A 24,653-nucleotide genomic window follows, 5' to 3' on the forward strand; every position below is an offset into this window, starting at 1 on the left:
CATCGGCGTAACGAGGTGACGGGCCGGCGAGTCGCGGCACGCCCCCCGTTCACGCCGCGATACGCAGTGCCGGGTGATCCTCTTCTGCCGCGTCCAGATCGAGCGTGTAGGCGATCGACGGCGCCGGTTCGGTCCGGCCCAGCGATGGCTTGACGGCCGTCTGCCCGGTCGGCCGGAAGCCGAGCTTGCGCAGGACGGCGCCCGATGCGGGATTGTCGGCGAAATGCCAGCCGGCGATGCGCCGCAGACCCAGCGCGTGCCGCGCCATCGCGATGACGGCATGGCCCGCCTCGGTCGCATAGCCGCGCCCCCAGGCGGCGGGGGTGAGCCAGTAGCCAAGGTTGGGCTGGCCATCCATTTCCGAAATGCCAATGCCGCCGACGATGGCCGGGGCGCCATCGGGCCATGCAAGATCATGGCTGACGATCAGCATCCGTGCATCATCGGGTGCATGGGGACGGGCGCAAAACGCCTCTGCATCGGACAGGGTGTAGGGGTAGGGGACCCGGCTCAGCATCCGGGTGACCGCTTCGTGATCGATCGCCGCGGCCAGCTCGGCCGCATCCTCCGGCCACGCCGGCCGGAGCGTCAATCTGTTGGTTCTCGCGAACATTCCTGCTCTCTCCTTGGCCACGCCGCTGCCACGCGCCTGTGACGCGGCAGGGACAGTCGGGGTCGGGGAGCAAGAAAAAAGGGAGCCGGGGTGACCCGTCTCCCTTGTTTGGTTGGCATCTTGTGGAAGATGCGACCGGGTCACCCTGGTGGGCAACCCGGCTGGTTGCCCGTTATTCTGCGGCTTCCGCCATAATCTGCACCGAGCAGAATTTACGGCCGAGCTTGCCTTCGTGGAACGCCACGCGGCCATCGACGAGCGCGAACAGGGTATGGTCCTTGCCCATGCCCACGTTGGCGCCCGGATAGAACTTGGTGCCGCGCTGACGCACGAGGATGTTGCCCGCGATCGCTTCCTGACCGCCGAACTTCTTCACGCCAAGACGACGGCCGGCCGAATCACGACCGTTGCGCGACGAACCGCCTGCTTTCTTATGTGCCATGCTGCTCTACTCCTGTTCGCGCTGGGCTCAGCCGACCGAAACGATCTTGAGGATCGTGTGGTTCTGGCGATGGCCGTTCTTGCGGCGATAATTGTGACGGCGGCGCTTCTTGAAGACGATGACCTTCTCGCCCTTCGCCTGTGCGACGATCTCGGCGGCGACGGTCAGACCCTCGACGCTCTTCAGCTCCGAGCCTTCGCCCGCGAGCAGGACATCACCCAGCGTGATCGATGCGCCGGCTTCGCCGTCCAGCTTCTCGACGACGATCTTGTCTCCGGCGGCGACGCGATACTGCTTGCCGCCCGTGCGCACGACTGCGAACATGGCTCTAGTCACTTCCCAAAAAACATGTGCCCGCACAGGGAGACCCGGCGGGATGAGCGGCGGCAGCTAAGGAATGTGCAGGCTTCTGTCAACCTTTGAAGCGGGGCGCGCCGACATTCATCATGTGGCGGCGCAGCAACAGCGGTATGACAAACGTATGAAAGGTCTGTGACGATGACTTGCCCGGCCCTCAGCGCGACATAAAGTGTCGTCGATCGTGACGGTAACTAAGCCGCGCGAAACAGGGGAATATCATGAAGCGCGCAATCTTGCTTGCCGGCGTCGCCGTGCCGGCATCCCTGGCGGTCTTCGCCGCACCCGCCTGGGCGCAGGCGGTGCAGTCGGCGCCCAGCCAGGAAGCGACGGCCGATACGTCGGCGCAAAGCGACGAAGCGGCCAACCAGATCGTCGTCATCGGCAGCCGCGTCGCCAACCGGACCGCGATCGACAGCCCCGTGCCGATCGACGTCATTTCGGGCAGCGCGCTGCAGGCGTCAGGCACCGGCGAGCTCAACAAGACGCTGAACCAGCTGGTCCCCTCGTTCAACTTCCCGCAGCCCTCGATCGCCGACGGCTCCGACGTGACGCGGCCCGCGACGCTGCGCGGCCTCAACCCCGACCAGACGCTGGTGTTGCTCAACGGCAAGCGCCGCCACGTGTCGGCGTTGCTCAACATCAACGGCACCGTCGGGCGCGGTTCGGCGGCGGTCGACATGAACATGATCCCCGCGCTCGCGATCCAGCGGGTCGAGGTGCTGCGCGACGGCGCGTCCTCGCAATATGGCTCGGATGCGATCGCGGGCGTGATCAACGTCCAGCTCAAGACCGCGAGCGAAGGCGGCCGCGCGCAGGTGAGCTACGGCAAATATGTGACGACGCTGGACGGGGTGGCCAATTTCAACGGCCTGCTCGGTAATTCCCCGTCGCTCGACCCGACCGACTCGCGCTACCTTCAGGCGAAAAGCAACGGCGAGCGCAAGGCGCGCGACGGTGCGATGCTGACCTATGGCGTCAACGTCGGCCTGCCGATCGGTAACGGCGGCTTCTTCAACTTCACCGGCGAATATCGCGACCGCGACTTCACCAACCGCCAGGGCTACGATCTGCGGCCCAACTACATCCGTCCGTCGTCGACCACGTTCGATTCGCGCGAAGCGAGCTTCAACCGCCTCGACTTCCGCTATGGCGATGCGAAGACACAGGACTTCAACTTCCTCATCAACATGGGCCAGCCACTGGGTTCGGCCGACTTCTACGCCTTCTTCACCTATGGCCATCGCGACGGCCTGTCGGCGGCGAACTTCCGCCAGCAGTCGGCGGCGACCAACCGCGACTTCTCGGCGATCACGCCCGGCACGACGCCGACCAACGCCAATTTCGTTGGCCTGACGCCGGACGGCTATTTGCCCAAGATTCAGTCGAGCATCGACGATCTGTCGGCGACCAGCGGCATCCGGGCCGATGTCGCGGGCTTCAAGGGCGACTTCTCGCTCGGCTTCGGCCGCAACGAGCTGAGCTACCGGACCGAAAATAGCGTCAACGTCTCCTTCGGTCCGCAGAGCCAGCGCTCGTTCGATGCCGGCGGTCTCGCCTTCTCGCAGATCCTGGCCAATGCCGACCTGTCGCGCCAGTTCGACGTCGGGCTGGCGGGTCCGCTGACCTTCGCCTTCGGCGGTGAATATCGCCACGAAATCTTCCAGATCCGCCCCGGCGATCCGCAGTCGTACCAGACGGGCCCGTTCTTCCAGGCGACGCGGACCACCACGGCGGCGAACTGCACCACACTGGGTGGCGTGTACGGCGGGGGCGCCGCGGCGACCGGCAGCTGCTCCTTCCCCGGCCGTACCGCGGCGGCGGGTGCGCAGGGCTTCGGCGGCCTGCCGGCCTCGGCCCGCACCAACGTCAACCGCAACAGCTATGCCGGCTATCTGGAGTTCGACGCCGACCTGTTCACCGGCTTCACCGCAACCGCGGCGGGTCGCTACGAACATTACAGCGACTTCGGCGATACGGTGAACGGCAAGCTGGCGCTGCGCTATGAACTGACCGATGGGTTCGCATTGCGCGGATCGGTGTCGAACGGCTTCCGTGCGCCGTCGCTGCACCAGCAATATTTCACCACCACCTCGACCAACTTCCTGTCGGGCGTGCCCGTGGACGTGTCGACCGTCGCCGTGAACAGCCCGGTGGCACGCGCGCTTGGCTCGCAGCCGCTCAAGCCCGAAAAGTCGGTCAACCTGTCGGGCGGTGCGACGCTCAATCCGTTCCGTGGGTTCAATCTGACTGTCGACTATTTCCATATCAAGATTCGCGACCGCATCGTGCTGTCCGAAAATCTGGGTGCGGCGGGCGTCGGCACGGCGGCGCAGAATGCCGCGGTGCAGCAGGTGCTGGTGGCGAACGGCTTCAACACCGTCGGCGCGGCGCGCTTCTTCATCAACGGCCTGGATACGACCACGCAGGGCGTCGATGCGGTTGCGACCTATCGCGCCAATCTGGGCGGCCTGGGCGCCTGGAATTTCTCGGCGGCGTATAACTACACGAAGAACCAGATCGACAAGCGGCTGAACACGCTGGGGTCGCTGGCACAGATCCCCGGCCTCGTCCTGTTCGGACGCGTCGAGGGCTTCCGGTTCGAACGGGGCCAGCCGCGTACAAAGGTGGTGCTGGCGACCGACGGCAAGATCGCCGGCATCGGCGTGTCGGCGCGGACGACGCGCTATGGTTCGGTGATCTCGCCCGAAACGACCGCGCCGATCAGCGATGCGACCAGCCTGACGCTGCTCGGCCCGGACGATCAGGTACTGCGCCCGAAGTGGATCACCGATTTCTCGCTGAGCTACGAATATCAGGGCGTGCAGCTGACGCTGGGCGTGGACAATGCCTTCGACGTCTATCCCGATCGCCGGCCGTTCGGCCTGCGCCCGGCGAGCGTCGGCGGCAGCTATCCGACGACCTATCAGTTCCTGCCGTACAGCAACTTCTCGCCATTCGGCTTCAACGGGCGCTTCCTGTACGCGCGCGCGGCGATCAACTTCTAAGGAGACGCGGAGGGGCGCTACGGCGTCCCTCCCGCAGACCGATCAGTGACGGTGTTCGCGGCGCAGCGCGTAGCGCCCGTCGGTGAAATCGTCGAACAGGCCGGCGATCGCCGGATGGTCGACCGGCTCGTCGCTGTCGTCGACGACCAGATTCTGCTGGCTGACATAGGCGACGTAGCTCGAGTCCACATTCTCGGCGAGCAGGTGGTAGAAGGGCTGATCCTTGCGCGGGCGCACCGCTTCCGGGATTGCCTCATACCATTCTTCGGTATTGGCGAAGACCGGATCGACGTCGAAGATCACGCCGCGGAAATCGAACAGGCGGTGCCGCACGACATCGCCGATCGAGAAGCGCGCATGCGCGATCGCGGGCGCATCGATCTCGACGACATTGGGGCGCCCCTGCGCGGGCAGGGTGCCGATAGGGTCATGACGGGGCATGCCCATAATTTAATCGTCTTTCCGCGCTGCACAAGCACAACGGCGCTTGCCACCGGAAAACCGAGCCGCTAAAGGCCCGCCCTCGACCGACGGATTGCGGGTCTCACCGACCTGCCAAAGACGTCTTCTGCGGAGAGGTGGCAGAGTGGTCGATTGTACCGCACTCGAAATGCGGCGTGCCTTTACGGGCACCGAGGGTTCGAATCCCTCCCTCTCCGCCACTTTGGCCTTTTTGGGCCATATCCGTACCATTCGAGAATTGATGTAAACGGGCAGGAATCGGCGGTTTTTGCGTGCGCTGACGTATGCGGGGATCAACGCCAATCCGCGCTCGGGGTCCATCGACGAATTGTCACGTCAATCGAGGCTGCTATCCATAAGCTGAGAAGCGAGCCCCACGATGTCGTGTCGATTTGACCTCAAATCCTAAGCGCGGCGATCAACGCATCGCGCGCCAGCGCAACGCGGGGGTGCCGCAGCGACGAACGCGCCCAGACGAGGTAGAAGGTGTTTCGCGGCACCCTGATCGGCGCGGGTATCTCGACGAGCGTGCAGTCGGCCCGCTGCGCATGGGTCAGATAACCGGGCAGGACCGTCCAGCCGAGCCCCGCGCACAACCCAGATCGCAGCACGCGAAGGTCGGGAGCGGTCAGGGCAGGCTGACCGGCCAGCGCAATCCGGTTGGCCTCAAGCCAGGCGCGCAACAGCGGCCGGTCGAGATCGTACGCCAGATGCGGTATGCGTGTCAGCGCATCGGCCAGCGGTTGGCCCGCCATCCGCTCGATCACCACCGGCGCGGCGACGGCGCGCAAATCCTCATCGCCGAGCCGGTGAAAGGCGAGCCGGGGGTCGTCCGGCTGCGATGCCGTCACGGCCAGATGCACCTTGTCCTCCAGCAACAGGCTGTACAGCGCGTCGCGCCCGCCGATGTGGAGGCGCAGGTCGAGGCCCGCGTCGAGCAGCGGCCCCAGCCGGGGGGTGATCATCTCGCCCAGCAGATCCGATGGCGCGGCGATATGCACCGTACCGGACATCCGCGAGGATCGCGCCCGCGCCGTGGCGAGGGCCGTTTCTGCTGTATCGAGGCTGTCGCCGATCGCCGCAGCCAGATCGTCGGCGATTGCCGTGGCACGCACACCGCGCGAATGGCGATCGAACAGGGGGTGGCCGAGCTGCGCCTCGAGCGAGGCGATATGCTGCGACGCGGCGGGCTGGGTGATGCCGATCGCGCGGGCCGCGTCGCTCAGCGAGCGGCGGCGATAGACTTCGACAAAGGTGCGCAACTGCAACAGGGACATGGGGTTTCCATAACCTGTCTTATGGCCGATCGCCGTTCCGCTTGGATTTGCTGATGTCGGCAGAAGCTTATCTGACTGTGCACAAGGACGGAAACGAACGCCCGGTCGCCGCTGCCGGATCGCACAGCCCTATGGCCTCGTTGTCGCAGGTGCGGCGGCGGGCACCCAGCGTTCGCGACGTCCACGCAGCAGGAGTTTTGACGATGACCCGTATCCTCATGGTGACCACGTCCGCCGATCGCATGACCCCGGGAACCGAACCGACCGGCGTCTGGCTGGAAGAGCTGACCACCCCCTATTACGTCTTCCGCGATGCCGGTGCCGACGTGACGCTCGCCTCGATCAAGGGCGGCGCGGTGCCGGTCGACCAGCGCAGCGTCAATGCGGACGGCGAGAACGATGCCTCGGTCGAACGCTATCTGAAGGACGAGGCGCTGAAGGCCGAGGTTGCCGATACGCCGGTATTCACCAGCATCGACCCCAGCGGCTATGACGCGCTGTTCCTGCCCGGCGGCCACGGCACGATGTTCGATTATCCCGGCAGCGCGGAACTGGCGCAGCTGGTGGAGCGGTTCGACCGCGCGGGCAAGATCGTCGCCGCCGTCTGCCATGGCCCGGCGGGGCTGGTCTCGGCCAAGAAGGCGGACGGCACGCCCTTCGTCGCCGGTCGGCGTGTCGCGGGCTTCACCGATAGCGAGGAGCGCGCGGTCGGATTGGACCAGGCCGTGCCCTTCCTGCTCGAAACCCGCCTCAAGGAACTCGGCGGCCAGCATGAGGCAGGCCCGGACTTCGCCCCCTTCGCCCTGCGTGACGGCAATCTGGTGACGGGCCAGAACCCGGCGAGCGCGACCCGTACGGCGGAACTCGTGATGGACGCCCTCAAGGACAAGGCGGCATGATCGTGCGGAATCTCCAGACCATGCTGCGCGCCGCCGATCCTGCGGCGTCGCTGCCCTCCACGGGAGACGCGTGATGGCCCGACTGTTCGAACCGCTGACGGTCGGCGGGCTCAGCCTCGCCAACCGCATCGTCATCGCGCCGATGTGCCAATATTCCGCCGAAGACGGCGCGATGACCGACTGGCACCAGATTCATCTGGGCCAGCTCGCCATGGCGGGGGCCGGCGCCCTGACGATCGAAGCCACTGCGGTCAGCCCGGACGGGCGGATCACCTACGGCGATGTCGGTCTGTACGACGACCGTACCGAAGAGGCGATGCGGCGCGTGATCGACAGTGTGCGCCGCTGGTCGGACGTGCCGCTGGTCGTCCAGCTAGCGCATGCCGGACGGAAGGCGAGCTGTGCCAAGCCGTGGCACGGGGGCGCGCAGATCGCGCCGGATGCGGAGAATGGCTGGCAGACGGTTGCGCCGAGCGCGATGCCCTATGCCGCGACCGATCATGCGCCCGTCGCCCTGGATGAGGCGGGACTGGCGCGGATTCGCGATGCCTTCGCCGATGCCGCCCGGCGGGCAGCGCGGCTTGGGATCGAGGCGATCCAGATCCATGCCGCGCACGGCTATCTGCTGCACGAATTCCTCTCGCCGCTCTCCAACCATCGCGAGGATGCCTATGGCGGCAGCCTCGCCAACCGGATGCGGTTCCCGCTCGAGGTGTTCGACGCGGTGCGTGCGGCGTTTCCCGCCGACCGGCCCGTCACCGTCCGCGTGTCGGGGACCGATTGGGTCGAGGGCGGCTGGACGGCGGAGGATACCGCGCAATTCGCCGAAGCGCTGGAACGGCGTGGCTGCGCCGCCATCCACGTGTCGAGCGGCGGCCTCGATCCACGCCAGCAGATCCCGGTCGGTCCCGGCTATCAGGTGCCGCTGGCCCGAACTGTCAAGGACGCGGTCACGATGCCTGTCATCGCGGTCGGCCTGATTACCGATCCGCAGCAGGCCGAGCAGATTCTGCAGGACGGGCATGCGGACGCCATCGCCATCGCGCGCACCGCCTTGTGGAATCCGCGCTGGCCCTGGCACGCCGCCGCCGCACTCGGCGCTTCGGTCAAGGCGCCGCCACAATATCTCCGGTCCGAGCCGCATGAGGCGGGCCGTATCCTGAAGGAGATGACGCGATGAAACGATCCGCCACATTGCTACTCGCCGCCGCTGCCGTCGCCTCGATCACGGTCGGGGCGACGGCCCGCGATACGGCTTCGGCTCCCCGGATCGAGCGGGTCGCAGCCTTCGATGGCGCGATGCCGACCGGTGTGACCGTCGCGCCCAACGGCCGCATCTTCGTCAACTTCCCGCAATGGGGCGACGAGGCCCCGTTCACGGTCGCCGAGCTGGTCGATGGCAAGGCGGTGCCCTATCCCGACGCCGCGACCAATCGCCCTGATCCCGCCAACCCGGCGGGTCACTTCATCTCGGTGCAAAGCGTTGTCGCCGACGGCGCGAACCGCCTGTGGGTGCTGGACACGGCGGCACCGAAATTCGCGCCGCCCCAGGCCGGGGGCGCAAAGCTGGTAGGGATCGACCTCGCGACCAACCGGGTGGTCAAGACGATCGTCCTTCCCCCAAGCGTCGTGCTGCCGACGACCTATCTCAACGACGTGCGCTTCGACCTGCGGCAGGGGGAGCAGGGCACCGCTTACATCACCGACAGCAGCAACGCGGGCGTCGGTGGCATTATCGTCGTCGACATCGCCAGCGGACGGGCGATCCGCCGCCTGTCCGGCCACGCGACGACCAACCCGGAGCCGGGCTTCACGCCGGTCGTCGACGGCAAGGTGCTGATGAACCGCCCGGCCAGCGGGCCCGCGACGCCGGTCGCCATCGCCAGCGACGCGATCGCGCTGAGCGCCGATGGCAGCATGCTCTATTACGGGCCGCTGTCGGGCCGCACGCTCCATGCCGTGCCCACGGCGATGCTGCGCGATCCATCGGTGTCCGAGGAGGCACTGGCCCGCGCGGTTCGCAGCATGGGGCGCAAAGGCGCGTCGGATGGCATTGCCGAGGACGATCGGGGCCGCGTCTTCGCCGGTGATTACGAACATAATGCGATCCGGGTGCTCGATCACGGCAAATGGTCGACCCTGGTCAGCGATCCGCGCATCAGCTGGCCCGATACCCTGTCGATCGGCCCCGATGGCTATCTCTATTTCACCGCGAACCAGCTTCACCGCCAGCCCGGCTTTCATGGCGGCCGCGACCTGCGCCGGAAACCGTATGAACTGCTTCGCATCAAGGTCGGCAGCCGCCCGGTACTGCTGACGCGGCGTTGACACCGCCGCTGTCGGAATGGTCGCCCGGGCCGGTGGCGGGGAAGCCGGTCTGGACCGCCGGGTCGCGATCGTAACGCTATTGTAACCACCGTCCACATCTGCGACATTTTGTGCTCTGTCAGGCACATGGGTGGAGGGGGATCGCATGCGGGAACCAGTCCTGTCGGAGCGAGCGCCTGACGACCGGCCTGTGCGGGGCCTGTTCGCACGACGGCAAGGCGGTGGCGTGATGCGGCGTCCGGCGGCACGGCTGGCGCTGCTGGCATCCTTCGCCTGTGCCGTGATCGCGCAGGCGGAGGCCCAGACCATGGTGCCGCCGGATGCGGCGCAGCCGCCGCTGGGGCTCAGCTTCGATGCGGCCCTGGCCAAGCTCGACGACGCGTCCCCCGGCCTGTCCGGCGAGGACCATGCGGTGCGCGCAAGCGAATTGATCGCCGATGCCACGCGCAGTCTCCGCCGCCCGGTCGTCAGCGCCTCCGCCAGCGTCATCGCTTATCAGAAGACGCTGTCCGTCGATCTGACCGGCGCGAGGGACAATGCGGCGACCGGCGCCGCCGACTTCCTGTCGCAGCTTCCGGGCAATTTCCCCGTCGGTCTGCAGCAGATCGTCGGACAGGTGGTCCAGCGGGTTGGTGCGGCGCTGCCGACGATCTTCGGGGCCATTCCCGATACGCTTCAGTATCAGACGCGCGACACGGTGTTCCGACCCGCCGTGACCGCAGCCATGCCCCTGTACACCGGTGGAGCGATCCCGGCGGTGCAGGCTGGCGCCGATGCCGCCGTCGACGTGGCGCGGGCCAAGCAGGCCGGGGGCCGCGACCTGGCCCGCGTCGGACTGGTCCGCAGCTATTTCGGGCGGCAAGTGGCATCGCAGCTGACGCGCTCGACCCGCGAGACGCTGGCGGGGTTCGATCGCCATCTTTCCGACGCCCGCAAGCTCGAGCAGAACGGCGTCATCCCACATGCCCGCGTGCTTCAGGTCCAGGTCGCCCGCGACGCCGCAGAGCGGGCCTATCTGCGCGCGCAGCTCGAGGAATCGAGTGCGGCCGATGCGTTGGCGCGGCTGCTCGATCAGACGCAGGGCATAACGGCGCTGACGCCGCTGTTCGTCAATTCGACGCCGTTGCCGCCGGTCGACACCTTTCTCGGCGGGATCGACACCTCGCCGCGCGCGCAGGGTGCTGACGCCGCACGCGGCATCGCGCGGGCGGGCGTCGACCTGGCGAAGGCGCGATACCGTCCCCAGGCCTTTGCGTTCGGCAGCTACAATGCGAACCGCGACCATGCGCTGCCGACCGAACCCGACTGGGTCGCGGGCGTCAGCCTGCGCTACACGCTGCTGTCCAATTTCGACCGCAAGAAGTCGCTGGATGCGGCGCGCGAGCAGGAACGCGCCGCGGCCGCTGCGGCGGCACAGGCGCGCAAGGACGTCGCGGGCGAGATCGTGCGCGCCTGGAATTTGGTCGAGGCGGCGCGGCGGTCCTTCCTGCTGCTCGACAGCAACCTCGCGGCGGCGCGCGAAAATCTGCGGGTGCAGCAGCTCTCCTTCGCGGAAGGGGAGGCGCCGTCCTCGTCGCTCGTCGATGCCCGGGCGGTGCTGGCGACGACGCAAAGCCAGCGGATCGCGGCGGCCTATGAATATGATCTCGCGCTCGCCGGATTGCTCGCGGCCAGCCACCGGGTCGACGACTTCACCACCTATCTGGCGCGCGCCGATCGACGTTTGGGGGATGAGCAGTGACCGACGAAGCCACCACCCCGCCAGCGCGTGGCAAGCGGTCGCTCGCGATCGTCGTGGGGTTGATCGTCGTGATCGTCATCGCGCTGGGCCTGTGGCTGGCGAGCCGCCCGGCGCCCGAGCAGTTGCAGGGCATGGTTGATGCCGATGAGGTCAATGTCGGGACGAAGGCGCTCGCCCGCGTCGATCGGCTGATTGCGGAAGAGGGGCAGCGGGTCCGGCCCGGGTCGCTGCTCGCCACTTTGTCCAGCCCCGAGATCGCGGGCGGGCAGGCGCAGGCGCAAGGGGCGCTCGACGCCGCGCGTGCCATCGCCTCCGAAACCAACGAGGGTGCCCGGGCGGAGGATATCGCGTCGCTGCGCGCGACGTGGCAGGCGGCGCAGGCGGCGGCGGATCTGGCGGCCGTGACCAGCCGACGTACCGCCAACCTCTATGCCGAGGGCGTGGTCGCCGCCCAGCGCCGCGACGAAGCGGCTGCGGCCCGCGACAGCAGCGCCCGCAATGCGGAGGCTGCCCGCCAGCAATATGCCAAGGCGCTGGCGGGTGCGCGGCCGCAGAACCGACAGGCCGCCAATGCGCAGGTCCGCATCGCCGAGGCTGCGCTGCGCACCGCCGACGCCCTCGGGCGCGAAACGCGGCTGGTGTCGCCGATCGCGGGAGAGGTCGCGCGCAAGCTGGTGCGGCCGGGGGAGGTCGTCAGCCCCGTCATCCCTGCCTATCAGGTCATCGACATCGACCACCCCTGGGTCGCGCTCAACCTGCGCGAGGACCGGTATCACGCGATCGGCATCGGATCGGTGCTGCACGGCCATATCCCCGCGCTGCAACGCGACGCCGCCTTCAGGGTCTATCTCGTCGCACCGCGCGGCGACTTCGCAATCTGGCGCGCAACGCGCGAGGCGTCGGGCTATGACGTGCGCACGTTCGAGATCCGGCTGCGTCCCGTATCCGCGATACCCAAGCTGCGCCCGGGCATGAGCGTGCTGTTCGACTGGCCGCAATGACCGCCTTCCGCCGGGCGCTCGCCCGCGAGATGCGGCACCTTCGCCGCGATCGCTGGGATCTGGCGGGGATCACGCTGTTGCCCGGCATCCTGATATTCCTCGTCGCCGCGCTGTTCTGGCAGGGGCCGTTTCGCCAACTGCCGCTCGGCATCGTCGACAGCGACGGCAGCGGCGCGAGCCGGGCGATCATCCGCGCGCTGGACGCATCGCCCCTCATCCGCCGCGGCGGCAGCTACCGTGACGAGGCCGCCGCAGGGCGCGCCGTCCGCACCGGCACGATCATGGGGTTCGTGCACATTCCCGCAGGGCTTGGTGAAAGCATCGCCCGGCATCGCGAGCCGGTCGTCCGCATCCTCTATAATGGCAGCTTCCTGACCGCCGGCGGGCAGGTCGCGCGCGCGGCCGGTGATGCGGTGACGGCGGCGCTCCCCACGATCGCGGCCAGCCAGTTGCCGAACCACGCCGTGCCGGCCAGCCGCGTCCGCCGTCTGGTGGTGGAGGCGACGGCGCTGGGCAATGCGCCGGTCAGCTTCGAATGGTTTCTGGGGCTGCTGATCTTTCCCGCCGTCCTGCATCTGATCGCGGCCTGTGTCTGCGCGATGGCGCTCGGTCGCCAACTCGAGGACAAGTCGCTGTCGGCCTGGGCGAAGGACAGCGGCGGGGTGGGGGCGGCGATGGCGGGCAAGTTGCTGCCCTATGTCGTGGCGATCAGCGGCTGGGGGCTGGTCTGGCTTCTCTACCTGACTCTGGCGCGGGGCTGGCGTGTCGAGGGCAGTCTTGTCCTCATCGCCTGCGGTCAGACGCTGTTCTACGTCGCGACCGCCGCCATCGCCGCATTGCTGGTGGCGGTCACGCGCGAAACCGCCACGGCGCTGTCGGCCAGCGCCGTCTATGCGGGCTCCGCGCTCGCCTATTCGGGGGCGACGCTGCCCCTGAACGGCGGCAATGCCTTTGCGCGGATCTGGAGCGAGGTGCTGCCGCTCACCCATTATATCGCGCTTCAGATGGGGCAGGTGAGCGGCCAGACCGTCGCCGCAGCTGTTTCGCCGACCCTGGCGCTGATCGCCTATGTTGTGATCGCGGGCGGCGGCGCGCTGGCCGTCATCCGGGCGCGGGCAGGGCGGGCATGAGCTTCGATGCGGCTTTTATCGCGACGTGGCGTGCGATCCTCACCTCGCGCACATTGCTCAGCACGATGCTGCTCGCGGTCATCCTCTATGCCTTTTACTATCCCGCGCCCTATGCGCACGAGGCACCGCGCAAGCTGCCCGTGGTGGTCGTCGATCAGGATGCCAGTGCCCTCAGCCGCGCCATGATCCGCGACCTGGATGCCACCCGCGCCATCCACGTCGTGGCGGTGGCCGACGACCTCCCTGCCGCGCGCGCCGACATGCGCAGCGGCAAGGCCGACGGCATCATCCTGATCTCCGATGGTCTGGAGCGCCAGTTGCGGGCCGGGACGGCCGGATCGGGGATCGCGGTCTGGGTCAACGCCACCTATCTGCTCCGCGCCAGCACGATCGGCGAGGCGGTGACCGCGGTCGTCCAGGACATCGCGAAGACGCGTCTTCTGCCGGGAGGCCAGCTCGATCGCGGTGGCCCGCCGGTCGCGGTCGTCGAGGAGCCGCTGTTCAACCGGACCGGCGGCTATAAGGGCTATGTCTTTCCCTCGGTCGCCGTCATCATCATCCAGCAGACTCTGCTGTTCGGCGCCGCGACCTTCATGGGCGGGCGGCGGCAGACGGGGTGCTGGCGGATGGGGCGCGCGGAATTCGGCGGCACGCTCGCCGCCTTCGCCTCGGTCGGCATGCTCGGCTGCTATTTCCTCTTCGGCCTGATCTTCTGGATCCAGGGGGTGCCGGTCGACGGGAACGTGCCCGGCATGCTGATGGTGGTGCCGATCTTCGCGACCGCGGTCGCTGCGCTGGGTCTGCTGGCGGGCAGCACCTTCGACCGGGCGGAGCGGGCGATCTACATTCTCGGCCCGACGTCGGTGCCCTTCTTCTTTCTGACCGGTGCGACGTACCCGCTCGATCAGATGCCGCGCTTCGTGGCCGCCTTCGCGCAGCTGATACCGTCGACGGCGGGGGTGCATGCCTTCGTCCCGCTCAATCAGATGCGAGCGTCGATCGGCGAGGTCGCAGGCCCGTTGCTGACGTTGGTCGTGCTGGCAATTGGCTACGCCGCTTTCGCCTATCTGCGACTGATCGACCGATCGCCTCGGCGTCGCGGCTGACGGCGCGAGGGGACGGTTGGCATCGCTCGTGATCGGCGGGCTGCCTCGCCGGTCGTCCAACCCGCGCGCAGTTTGCTGGCAGCGGTCCGCAGGCGGCGCAGCACGAGCGGTCCCGTCAGCTCATCTGGCCACGGAGGAAGGCGATCAGCTTCGGGTTGCTGCCCGTGCGTTCGAGGATGGGCAGGATCACCCGCCAGCCATTGTCGCTGTTGGTGAGGATGACGATACCGTCGCCACTCGCCCGGTCGATCGCGGCGAAGGTGAACGCCCCGGCATCCTTGCCGGTGTGGAGCATCGTCGTTCCACCGGGAAAGCCAAGGAGCTGCCAGCCAAGGCCGAAGCCGGTCCAGGGCGGACAGGTGTTCGCTTTCGTTCCGGTACAGATGTCGGGCGTCAGATCGGCCTGCGACCTGCTGCGTTCGGCTGCAATGACCCTGGTCAGACCGCGGTCGTTGCGGGCCGCGATGAGGAAACGCGCATAATCCCGCGCGGTGGCATGCGCCAGATCGGCGGCATTGTATTGCGTCACCCGCTCGACCGGCAGCGGCTTGCCTGCCTCGTCATAGGGTACGGCGATCGGCGCCGTCTCGCCCTGCGCCGAAACATAGCCCGAGGCGCGCATGTGAGCCGGAGCGAACAGCCAGCGCCCGGCCAGCGTCTCGAACGATTGCCCGGTGCGGTGCTCGGCATAGCGCGCCGCATATTGATATCCCTCGCCCGAATAGCCGGTGGTCGTGCCGGGATCGTGATCGAACGCCAGCCCCTTGGCATCGCGCCAGTTCGGCAAGCCGGTGCGATGGCTCAGCGCCATGCGGACCGTCAGCTTCATCCGCCGGGGATCGCGCGACAGGTCGGGATCGCTCCAATAGCGGTCCATCGGTTCGTCCAGCGACAGCGTGCCGGCCGACACCAGCCGCAGGATGACCTCCGCCGTGAGCGGCTTCGTCAGCGAGGCGAGATTATAGGGTGTGGAGACGGTGGCCGCGCGGTTGGGGCCAGCCATGCCCCAAGCCCCGGTCGAGACGATCCGCCCATCGCGGATCACGGCGACCGAAGCGCTCTCCACATGCTGCTCACGCAGGGTTGTGGTCAGATCTGGCAGCGTGGTGTTCGTCCTGGCGTCCGCAATCGAAGACCAAACCACCAGCGCGGCCAAACCGCGATAAACTGCCTGCCTCAGTACAGCGACTGTATTGCTCATATGCAACACTTAGTGATATTGGAGCGTGGCCGCAATCTCGCTGGTGGCGAGCAGAGCTACGCTACGGCTCTCCTTCGCTGCCAACACGAATGGATGGTCGAGAGCCGCAGGCTGTACGGAGGCGGGAACACCCTCGACGTCACGGTTGCAACCACGTCAAGGCGTCAAACTCACGTCCGAACCGGACGCGGGCGGCTCGTTCGTAGACCCGCTGCCCCCCGGCGCCGTTCGTCAGCACGACCAGTCCGTCGTTGCTGACGAGATCGAGAAGGAACAGGTTGGCGACACCGTCATTGGCGCCCCAGTGCCAGGCGAAGCGGTCTGAGCCCGACTGTTCCAATCCCCACCCCAGGCCCCAGGCAAGACTGCCTTCGACGGTCACCGTCGGCGTATTCATGGCCGGGTAGCGGCGTGCGAAACGGACGAAGCGGGCATAGTCGCTCGCGGTCGTCCACAGTCCCGCCGCCATGTTGGGAATCATAAAGACGGGCAGGGCCGGCTTGCCGAGCGCCTGCGCCCCCGCAACGCGATCGTCTTGGGTCCATGCCTCTACGGACCGGCGGGGGCCAGCGTCTCGGCTCCTCTGGAACTGCGCGGGACCCTTGTCCGCCATCAACGCGCCGCCGGCATCGTGTGCCCACGCCACCGGAGGCGATTGGCCGGCCGACCAGCCATAGCCGCTCCGCGTCATTCCCGCAGGCGTCAGAATTCGGGAACGGACGACCTCCGCTGCGGTCTGACCGGTGACTTTTCGGCGAGGCGAGCAAGCAGTGCGTAGCCTTCTCCCGAATAGCGAAAGTGAGAGCCTGGCTTGAACCGGCTCACCAGATCGCTGCCGGCCTCGGTCCGCCAATTCGGCAGACCACTGGAATGCGATAGCAGGTGACGAGGCGTGGTAGCCTTGGTCGCGACATCCGTCGTGAAATCGATGTGCTTGGCCACAGGCTCGTCGAGATCGACGCTGCCGTCGCGGACAAGGTCGTGGATGGCAGCCGCCAGGACCGGCTTTGACAGGGAAGCGGCTTCGAACAGCGTCTCCGTCGTCGCGTTCGCCTCACCGACTTTGGCGTATCCTACCGCAGAGCTGACGGGCTCCGCTTCGCCGTCGAGCACGGCCCAGCTTGCCCCCGGCACGGAAGCAAGCGCCATCCATGACTGGACTTGCATCGCCGTACGCCGCCGGCTCCTGGCCAGCGCCGGCAAGGAGGCACAGCCGGCAGCGACTGCGGTGCCGATCAGGAGCGTTCGTCGTGTCGTGTTCATTCGGGCATTCGCAAGAGCGTCATGACATAACCGATCGCTTGGTGTGTTGTGCCTACAATACGGTCCGTCCTGCTATTTGCAATTGACCTTCGTGCGTACCGGAAGGTCTGACGTACGGCGTCCTCAGCTCTGAAGCGGCAACAGCAGCCTGCAAATTTGGGTTTGATGAACGAACGTCCGCTTCTAAGCAGTGGCGGTGTCCCTGCGACCGTTTACTTTTGGGTCTGGCCAACCACGCAAACATCGGCTGACCCGCTCATCAGGCGATCGCGCGCGCGAGCTGTGCATCCAGCCCCGATGCGATGCTGGCCTGCGTGAGGGGTACGGTCACGTCGGGGCGCACGCCGGCATCGGGCTGTGGCGTGATTGGAAAGCGGCCGACCAGTGGCAGATCGACCTCGAGACCGGTGCGGGGCAGGCGCAGGAAGTAGAAGCAGCCGCCGTTGATGCCACGCCGCCGGTGTCATGCGAAGGCCATCAAGGCCGCTGATCCTATCCGTCCCGCGCTTGCCCATGAGTAGGGGGAGCGGTCCGCTGACATAAACGAACGATCGGTTTCAGAATGTGATCTGCGCATCCAGAATGACCGCAATTGGGTCAGGGCAGCGAAGTCGAATTGCTACTGCCTAGTGATCCAAGCTCTGAGACATATCACCATCAGCAACGTCTCATGCTCCGACATTTTATGATCGCCAGGTGCCGCGGCCATTCTTCGGCAGTGTGGCGATCAATTGCGACCTCAACAGCCCATCACATACACGCCCACGGGTGCCTTCAATCAACGGCTGACAGAGCCTGCGCCAGACGGTCGACGTCGCTCGCCGAATTGAACAAGGACGGCGTTACGCGGACACATGCGCCATTGGCGGCTCCTGTCCGATGAACGGTAAAGATGCGATGCTGCTCGAGCAGGCGCTGGGCAAGGGCGGCATTCGCCTGCGGGCTGATTACCCCCCGGAACCGGAACGACGTGATCGCGCCATGCGACGCGGGATCGTCCGGCGTCAGTATCTCGAGGCCGGGGATCGTCCGCGCCTGCCGGACCCAGCGGTCGCGAAGCGCGCGCAGCCGTGCGGCGCGGGCGGCACGGTCGATCCGATGCTGAAAGGCGAGTGCGGCGGGGACGGTGAGCCAGGACGCATAATCGAGCGTGCCGGTGTGGATCCGGGCCATGACGGTGTCTGGGCCGTTCGCGTCTTCGGCGGGGTCCCGGTCGATGCGGGGGAGCGCGCCTTTGCGGATATGGAGGATGCCGATGCCCAGCGGCGCGCCGAGCCATTTGTGGCCGTTCAGTCCGACGAAATCGCAATCGAGGTCGGGCAGCGCGAAGTCGAGCTGTTGCCAACTGTGCGCGGCATCGACGATGACGTCGATGCCGCGGGCGCGGGCCATCGCAGTGATCTCGCGAACCGGAATCACCAGGCCGGTCCGGTGGCTCAGGTGGGTAAGGAGGATGAGCTTCAGCCGCGGTTCGTCAGCCATCACCTGTGCATAGGCGTCGATCAGGCTGGCGCGCGTGGCGGGCTCTGGCAGTGCGATGCGACGAACGCGAACGCCACGCCGCGGCCCAAGGCTCTCCATGCACGCCTGCATGCTGTCATAGTCGAGGTCGGCATAGACGATCGCATCGCCTGCGGTCAGACGATTGTAGCCGAGGATCAGCGCCTCGAGCGCCTCGGTCGCATTGCGGGTGAAGGCGATCTCATCGGCAGGTACGCCCAGTTCCGCCGCGACGGCGGTGCGGGCGGCGCTAAGGTCGGCGAGCATGCCGCGCCGGGCATAATAGCTGGTATCGCGGTTCACACGCGCGACAGCCTGTTCGTAGGCGGCGCGGACGGGGCGGGACATCGCGCCCCAATTACCGTTTTCGAGCTGGATGACGTCCTGGGGCAGGTCATATTCTGCGGCGACGGTCGCCCAGAATGCCTCGTCGTCCGGGGCGGGATGCGCGAGTGCACCGGCGCGCGCGGGCAGGGGGAGGGTGGCGGCCATTCCACCGGCCAGAAGCGCGCGCCGATCGATCATCAGAAGCTCAACCCGAGCCGGACATAGTACCGGCCGCCATCGGTATCATAGGGGGCGTTTCGCGAATAGATCAGGCCGCGATTGGCCTGATTGGTCGCCTCTGCCGGATAGGTGTCGAACAGGTTTTCGGCACCGCCACGGATCGAGATGTTCGGCGTCATGCGATAGGTGAGCGAGGCATCGAAGAGGGCGATGCCGCCGAAGCGCTGGAACAGCTCGCCGGTCGCATTGCCCGTCACATCGGTCCAGGGCCCATAATAGCGACCGCGCAGGATCATGCCGACTGGACCGATATCGTAGCCGAGCGTGCCGGTCGCATTATGCTGGGGCAGGCGCTCCTGGAAGATGCGGCGTTGCGTGTCGTTGGCGATCGCCGCACTCGTCCCGCTACGGACGGTGGTGCGGTTGTAATTGTAAGCCAACGTGGCGCTGGCCCGACCGCCGCCGAGCGCGCGAGCATAGCTGACGACGACATCGACACCCCGGGTCCGGGTGTTGAAATCGTTGGTGAAGTAGCTGATCGAGGTGAAGCGGTTGGGGTTGGCGAAGCCCGCCGGGATGGCGATGGTCGCCGACTGGCTGAAGCGGTCGTCGACATCGACCTGATAGAGATCGACCGTCCCGCCCAGCCCGATATGCGTTTGCGCGACGAGGCCGGCGCTGATGTTGCGCGAGGTTTCGGGGCGCAGCGGCTTGGCACCAAGCGCGACCGCAAGCGGGTCCGTCGGCGCGAGGCGTCCCTGATTGAAGACCTGCAACGTCCGGGTGTCGAGACCCTGGCTCACGACGCGTGTGTTGAGCTGCGCCGGGGTGGGCGCGCGGAACCCGGTGGAATAGGTGCCGCGCAGCGCAAGCCATTGGACCGGCTCGATCCGGCCGGAGAATTTGTAGGTGAACTTGTCGCCGAAGCTCGAGAAGTCCTCGTAACGGCCCGCCGTGCCGAGGGTGAGCATCGTGATCGGATGCCATGTGAGGTCGACGTAACCCGCGTTGCTCGTCTGTTTGAAGTTGCCCGCCTGTTGCGGGCCGAAACCGGGGAAGCCGTTGGCGTTGGGGGCAAGACCCGTCGCGGCCCCCGCTCCGATCGCATAGGAGGCCGGATCGCCGACGCCGACCGCGTAACGCTCGATCCGCCGTTCCCCACCGAAGGCGATATTGAGCGGCTCGATGCCGCCGACGGGCAGGCGATAGACGAAGTCGGCGTTGAGGTTCGTCTCACGCTGCGTCAGGCGGCCGAGATAGAAGCTCGTCGGGCTGGCCGGCCCCAAGGAGGCGTTGAGCGTTTCGCCGATCGTATAGTCGATACGGCTGCGGCCGGCCGAGGCGCTGAGGTCGTAGCTCAGCGCGTCCGACAGGTCGCCGCGTAGGCCGCTGACGAGTTGCAGGTCGGCGAACTGCGTGCCGAAGCGCGGGGTGAAGCCGGCCGGGTAGATGCTGCGGAAGCTGAAACCGGGGAAGACGCTGCTGGCGTTGTAGACGCTGCCGGTGTTGCTGGGATTACGCCAGTTGAAATCGGTCAGCCCCTCGCCCTGCTGCACCGTACCGAAGGCGTAGACCTTCGCCGCATCGGTGATGTCATAGTGCATGTCGATCGCGCCGCTGATGCGCTCTTCGTCCGGCTGCCCCCAGCGCTGTACCGGGTTCGGCACCGCGAGCGTCGGGTTCGCCGCCTGGAACGCGACAGCATCGGGACGCTGACGGGTGCGCGAGGTGGCCTCCCCATGCGCGAACTGGCCGGTGAAGACGATCACGCCCTTGTCGTCCAGCGCGATGCCACCGCGGGCGCCGGACTGGTAGGTGTTGCCGTCCCCGGCATAATATTGGCTGAACTGGCCATAGGCTTCCATCCCCGGCTGGTCGTCGAGGATGATGTTGATGACGCCGGCGATCGCGTCGGAGCCATATTGGGCCGACGCGCCGTCGCGTAGCACCTCGATGCGCTTGATCGAGAGGGTGGGGATGCTGGCGAGATCGGGGGCCTGTGCGCCGCGCGTTCCCAGCAAAGCCGAGCGATGATAGCGCTTGCCGTTGACGAGGACGAGCGTCTGGTCGGCGGACAGGCCGCGCAGCGTCGCGGGGCGCACGAACGCCTGTCCGTCGGCGGCGGGCAGGCGCTGCACGTTGAAGGACGGCAGCAGCTGCGCCAGCACGGTGGTGAGATCGCTCGATACGCTGGACTGCACCAGCGCTTGCGGCAGCACGTCGACCGGCGCCAGCGTATCGAATTGCGTACGACCGCGCTCCCGCGTGCCGGTCACGACGATGTCATCTCCGCCAGCGGTATCCATCGTGGCCTGACTGACCTCCGAGCCTCCCTGGGACGCAGTGACCTGCGCCGAAACGGCAGGCGCGAAGAGAACGTGCAGCGCCGCAACGGCGCTGGCGGTAGCGAATTTCATGATGACACAGTCCCTTAAGGGCGGCTCTCTCGGCGCCTGTGGACTGCGCGCTAGAGCAGCTTTGTTGCAGTGTCGTTGTGCTTCGAATGCAAAGACGCGTCAGGCCGATGACCGTTATGTGTCACCTCCTAACCGGCAGCAGAAGTCGCGACGGGAGGACTGGCGCCAGCCGTTCTGCAACGGGCCCGGTCGCCGCGAACCGCCTCGTTACTTTCTTGTCGAAATCGAACCGAGCGTTCGGCACAGTCAGGCGCCAGAACCTACGTTGGACGTAGTCCGACACACACAGCATCTCCTGCGCTAGCGTATCGAAGACTGCGATCAACAGGATCTAGCGGGCAAAGCGCAACTTGATGGTCAAGCGTCGTGCAAACTATGCACACCCAAGGATACGCCGTCGCCGGTGCGCGAACGGCCGTACCCTGCGTCTCTCGAAAACCGCTGGTTCGATTAGCAACACACGGGCGCGGCAGGGTTGTTAAAACACCTGCCATAAGCGCCGTGCCTGCTCGGTGACCGCGGCCACGACACCGATCGGTTCTCGGACACACGTGAGCCATAGGGCCCCGGTGCCGCTGCCTTCGTCTGACGACGATGCACGTCGATGGACGACGTCACCGACGATAAAGAGTGCATCCGCACCGGACATGACCGCCCCTTATGCCGGCTGACCAACCAAAAGACCGAATGTCCGTGGGTGATAGATAGGTTGGAGGCTCCGCATGACCGTTTGTGGGTCTCCTGAGCGGCCTCTATCACCCCCGCCTTCCGTCGATCATCGCCGCCGTCTCCCCCTTGCGCTGTTGAAGAGCCAAAACGTCGTGTGTATTACATAGGCAATACGCATATATTCGGGGGAAAGCATGCACTCGAGCATTCTACGGACAGCGACCGTCGCGGCGACCGCCATTGCCAGTCTCGCAACGCCCGCTTTCGCAATCGAGCCGGACAAACCAAAAGTTTGTTCCCTGGCGCGCAAAGCAATGATTGGCGCGGTTCTGAGCGTTCCGTTCCGCGTCGTCGATGGTCGGATCTATGTGACTGTTAAGGTTGATGGAAAAGGGCCGTTCGTCTTCGCCGTCGATACGGGCGCGAGCGGCATGGGGCGTGCCGATGCCGGCTTGGTTGCCGCGCTGGCTATTCCCCCGAGCGGATCGGGCCATACGTCGGATGGCGTGGCAACGTCAGAAGTCCGGACCGTTCGCTTGGCATCCGTTGCACTCGGCGGCTTCGTCCGACGCGATCTCGAGGTCGTCACCCGGGACTATAGCAGCAAGCTTAGCCCAGAAGCGGCGTTCTCCGGCATTTTGGGGCGCGCGTTCTTCGGCGATGGCCTGTTGGTCATCGACTATCCGGCTCGTCGCCTCACCTTCACGCGCGCCGTCGCGCTCTCCGGCGAGGGCAATGGCGTCATGTCGTACGAGCGGGCCTTCCGCGTGCCGGTGACGATTGGCGATACCCTGACGGAGGGCAATCTCGACACAGGCGCCAACGTGTCGTTCGTGCTGCCGAAAACGCTGTTCGATCGTGTCGGCGGTGGTGCCCTCCAGTCGGCCGGCCAAGGCAAACTGACCAACACGACGGTCAGCACCGGCAAGGCGATGGTGAAAGGGCCGTTCCGCATCGGCGCAGCCTCGCTTTCGGACGTGGAGGTGCGGGTGTCGGATCGCTATCCGGAACTTCTGGTCGGGGCACACGCCTTGCAACATGTCACGCTGCTGATCGACCAGCGATCCAGGCGGATCGCTGTGTGCCCGTGACGACGCGATCAGCTCCGACGACATGGGGGCAGAAGGTCGCGTGGGCCGGTATGACGATTCTGAGCGTCGGGATTGCGATCTTTTCCTACCGCTACCTTTTCGCCGCGGGGTCCATGCCACCTGTCATCGCGGCCAACAGCCGTTTCGGCCCGATTGCGTTGAAGAAGTCGGGGTGCCGACCGGCTCAGGCGGGTAGTGGCTGTTTCACCATCGGGATGAGCTTGGCCATCTTGCGGAGGTTCTGGGCGGTGGCTGCCATATGGAACTCGTCCCTGGCGCCGTTTGGACCGCGCAGGCGCAATCGGTCGAGCTTCAGGATGCGTTTGAGGTGCGCGAACAGCATCTCGACCTTCTTTCGCTGGCGCCGCGACGTGACGTAGGCGTCGGTGGTGGCGATGTCGCGGGCCAGGTCGCGAGCCCCTTCGTGGATCGAGCGGATGACCTTGCGCGCGGGCATGTTGGGCGAAGCCTGCCAAGGTTCCGGCGATGCGCAGCATCGTTGGAAAGCAGGCGGAGGGGTGCAGCGTTCCCGCAGGGCGCAACCGCCTCAGTCCTGCTGTCGCGCCCGATAGCGGATAAAGCCGTCCTGGCCGACATCGCCCCGGGCGGTTGCGAAGTTGCGGTTCCTGGGCCTTAGGCGCTTGCCGCCGGGGCAGACGTAGCTGTCGTCGTCATGGTCGTAGGTGAAGGCATCGCGTTCGAACGTGCCGTCGCGGCGCGCGGACTTGTCGAACACCGGGATATGCGGATGGATGTCGCGCTCGTGGACCAGCCAGGCCAGCATCTCCGCCGAGCCGTAAGCGGTGTCGGCGGCCAGCCGCTCGGGCCAGACGCCGAAGCGGCCCTGCACCCGCGCGATCATGCGCTTGCACGCGCTTACCTCGGCCTGGCGCACCGCGGTGCTCGCTTCCACGTCCATGATGACGGCGTGGTCGAGATCGATGAGGTAGTTGGTCGAGTAGGCGTAGAAGGCCGGCCCGCGATGCGCGCTGGTCCAGCGCGCTGCTGGATCGGCCGGTGCCAGATACTTGGGCACTACCGGTGTCGCGGCGCCGAACGCGGCATCGTCGAGAACGGCGAGATACTCGCGCACCGCACGGCTGCCAGCGTCCGGTGCCAAGCCCTCGCTGCCCGGGCCGCCGGTCTGGCGGTTGGCATCGGCGCGGATCAGGCTGGCGTCGACCGCGAACCCTTCGCCGCCCACCAGCCCCTCGTCCATGCATCGCGCGACCGTCGTCTCGAACAACCGGCGCAACAGGTCGCTGTCGCGGAAGCGCCCGTGCTGGTTCTTTGAGAAGGTCGAGTGGTCGGGCACGTCGCCGTCCAGCCCCAGCCGGCAGAACCGGCGATAGGCCAGTTCAGATGCACCTCGTCGCACAGCCGCCGCTCGGACCGGATGCCCATGCCATAGCCGATGATGAGCATCCGGATCATCAGCTCCGGATCGATCGAGGGGCGACCCGTGTCACTATAAAAGGGCTTCAGCTCCTCGCGAATGCCCGACAGGTCGACGAACCGGTCGATCGAGCGCAACAAATGATCCGCCGGCACGTGCCGCTCCAGGCTGAAGCTGTAAAACAGCGCCTCCTGCGCCACCGTCCGCTCGCCCCTCATCGGCCCGTCTCCGCTTACCTCGCAGAG

The 24,653-nt window shown here is 66.6% G+C and carries 17 protein-coding genes, 1 tRNA gene and 2 pseudogenes; 10 read left to right on the top strand and 10 right to left on the bottom strand.

Annotated features, from left to right (window positions below; all coding sequences use genetic code 11):
• Positions 1–49: 49 nt before the first annotated feature.
• From SPHME3_RS0109810 to rplU, 3 genes are all read right to left on the bottom strand, one after another.
• Positions 50–613 (bottom strand): GNAT family N-acetyltransferase, encoded by a 564-nt coding sequence (locus tag SPHME3_RS0109810; RefSeq protein ID WP_029720448.1) that lies wholly within the window; start codon positions 611–613, stop codon positions 50–52.
• 172 nt (positions 614–785) lie between these two features.
• Complete coding sequence (rpmA, locus tag SPHME3_RS0109815; RefSeq protein ID WP_018250697.1) at positions 786–1,055, bottom strand: 50S ribosomal protein L27; 270 nt, start codon at positions 1,053–1,055, stop codon at positions 786–788.
• A gap of 27 nt (positions 1,056–1,082) precedes the next feature.
• A complete protein-coding gene (gene rplU / locus SPHME3_RS0109820; RefSeq protein WP_017979337.1) occupies positions 1,083–1,379 on the bottom strand; it encodes a 50S ribosomal protein L21 in 297 nt (98 codons plus the stop codon).
• Between the two features lie 254 nt (positions 1,380–1,633).
• Between rplU and SPHME3_RS0109825 the strand changes: the two genes are divergently transcribed.
• On the top strand, positions 1,634–4,420 hold the full coding sequence (locus tag SPHME3_RS0109825) for a TonB-dependent receptor plug domain-containing protein (protein WP_017979336.1): 2,787 nt from the start codon (positions 1,634–1,636) through the stop codon (positions 4,418–4,420).
• Positions 4,421–4,462: 42 nt separating this feature from the next.
• Here the strand turns inward: SPHME3_RS0109825 and hspQ are convergent, their stop codons facing one another.
• On the bottom strand, positions 4,463–4,861 hold the full coding sequence (gene hspQ / locus SPHME3_RS0109830) for a heat shock protein HspQ (RefSeq protein WP_051066254.1): 399 nt from the start codon (positions 4,859–4,861) through the stop codon (positions 4,463–4,465).
• Between the two features lie 131 nt (positions 4,862–4,992).
• Here hspQ and SPHME3_RS0109835 point away from each other — a divergent pair.
• Positions 4,993–5,082: transfer RNA gene (locus SPHME3_RS0109835), tRNA-Ser, on the top strand.
• A 198-nt stretch (positions 5,083–5,280) separates the two neighbouring features.
• Here SPHME3_RS0109835 and SPHME3_RS0109840 read toward each other — a convergent pair.
• Positions 5,281–6,159 carry a LysR family transcriptional regulator gene (locus SPHME3_RS0109840; RefSeq protein WP_018250698.1) on the bottom strand — a complete coding sequence of 293 codons (879 nt, stop codon included), beginning with the start codon at positions 6,157–6,159 and terminating at the stop codon, positions 5,281–5,283.
• A 203-nt stretch (positions 6,160–6,362) separates the two neighbouring features.
• On the opposite strand from SPHME3_RS0109840, the gene SPHME3_RS0109845 reads away from it, so the two are divergent.
• From SPHME3_RS0109845 to SPHME3_RS0109875, 7 genes are all read left to right on the top strand, one after another.
• Positions 6,363–7,058 carry a type 1 glutamine amidotransferase domain-containing protein gene (locus tag SPHME3_RS0109845; protein ID WP_017979333.1) on the top strand — a complete coding sequence of 232 codons (696 nt, stop codon included), beginning with the start codon at positions 6,363–6,365 and terminating at the stop codon, positions 7,056–7,058.
• Between the two features lie 73 nt (positions 7,059–7,131).
• A complete protein-coding gene (locus SPHME3_RS0109850; protein ID WP_017979332.1) occupies positions 7,132–8,238 on the top strand; it encodes an NADH:flavin oxidoreductase/NADH oxidase in 1,107 nt (368 codons plus the stop codon).
• Positions 8,235–9,386 (top strand): L-dopachrome tautomerase-related protein, encoded by a 1,152-nt coding sequence (locus SPHME3_RS0109855; protein WP_020486546.1) that lies wholly within the window; start codon positions 8,235–8,237, stop codon positions 9,384–9,386. Before SPHME3_RS0109850 ends, SPHME3_RS0109855 begins: the two co-directional genes overlap by 4 nt.
• Before the next feature lie 145 nt (positions 9,387–9,531).
• Positions 9,532–11,127 (top strand): TolC family protein, encoded by a 1,596-nt coding sequence (locus SPHME3_RS0109860; protein WP_231292031.1) that lies wholly within the window; start codon positions 9,532–9,534, stop codon positions 11,125–11,127.
• Positions 11,124–12,128, top strand: coding sequence for an HlyD family secretion protein (locus SPHME3_RS0109865; RefSeq protein WP_017979329.1), 1,005 nt, complete (start codon positions 11,124–11,126; stop codon positions 12,126–12,128). The genes SPHME3_RS0109860 and SPHME3_RS0109865 overlap by 4 nt, the downstream gene beginning before the upstream one ends.
• On the top strand, positions 12,125–13,258 hold the full coding sequence (locus SPHME3_RS0109870; protein ID WP_017979328.1) for an ABC transporter permease: 1,134 nt from the start codon (positions 12,125–12,127) through the stop codon (positions 13,256–13,258). The genes SPHME3_RS0109865 and SPHME3_RS0109870 overlap by 4 nt, the downstream gene beginning before the upstream one ends.
• On the top strand, positions 13,255–14,364 hold the full coding sequence (locus tag SPHME3_RS0109875) for an ABC transporter permease (RefSeq protein WP_017979327.1): 1,110 nt from the start codon (positions 13,255–13,257) through the stop codon (positions 14,362–14,364). The genes SPHME3_RS0109870 and SPHME3_RS0109875 overlap by 4 nt, the downstream gene beginning before the upstream one ends.
• Before the next feature lie 115 nt (positions 14,365–14,479).
• Here SPHME3_RS0109875 and SPHME3_RS0109880 read toward each other — a convergent pair whose 3' ends face one another.
• From SPHME3_RS0109880 to SPHME3_RS0109905, 4 genes and pseudogenes are all read right to left on the bottom strand, one after another.
• A complete protein-coding gene (locus SPHME3_RS0109880) occupies positions 14,480–15,565 on the bottom strand; it encodes a serine hydrolase domain-containing protein (protein ID WP_232479834.1) in 1,086 nt (361 codons plus the stop codon).
• A 139-nt stretch (positions 15,566–15,704) separates the two neighbouring features.
• A pseudogene (locus SPHME3_RS21745) lies at positions 15,705–16,828 on the bottom strand (serine hydrolase domain-containing protein).
• 774 nt (positions 16,829–17,602) lie between these two features.
• Positions 17,603–18,853 (bottom strand): aminotransferase class V-fold PLP-dependent enzyme, encoded by a 1,251-nt coding sequence (locus SPHME3_RS0109900; RefSeq protein WP_018250703.1) that lies wholly within the window; start codon positions 18,851–18,853, stop codon positions 17,603–17,605.
• Positions 18,853–21,252, bottom strand: a complete 2,400-nt coding sequence (locus SPHME3_RS0109905; protein WP_017979322.1) for a TonB-dependent receptor plug domain-containing protein — start codon at positions 21,250–21,252, stop codon at positions 18,853–18,855. The genes SPHME3_RS0109900 and SPHME3_RS0109905 overlap by 1 nt, the downstream gene beginning before the upstream one ends.
• Positions 21,253–22,115: 863 nt before the next feature.
• On the opposite strand from SPHME3_RS0109905, the gene SPHME3_RS0109915 reads away from it, so the two are divergent.
• Positions 22,116–23,012 (top strand): aspartyl protease family protein, encoded by an 897-nt coding sequence (locus SPHME3_RS0109915; protein ID WP_231292030.1) that lies wholly within the window; start codon positions 22,116–22,118, stop codon positions 23,010–23,012.
• Between the two features lie 184 nt (positions 23,013–23,196).
• On the opposite strand, the pseudogene SPHME3_RS20040 reads toward SPHME3_RS0109915, so the two are convergent.
• A pseudogene (locus SPHME3_RS20040) lies at positions 23,197–24,626 on the bottom strand (transposase).
• Positions 24,627–24,653 lie beyond the last annotated feature (27 nt).

Origin of the sequence: Sphingomonas melonis DAPP-PG 224 (assembly GCF_000379045.1) — a bacterium.
GTDB classification, from domain to species: Bacteria; Pseudomonadota; Alphaproteobacteria; order Sphingomonadales; family Sphingomonadaceae; genus Sphingomonas; species Sphingomonas aquatilis.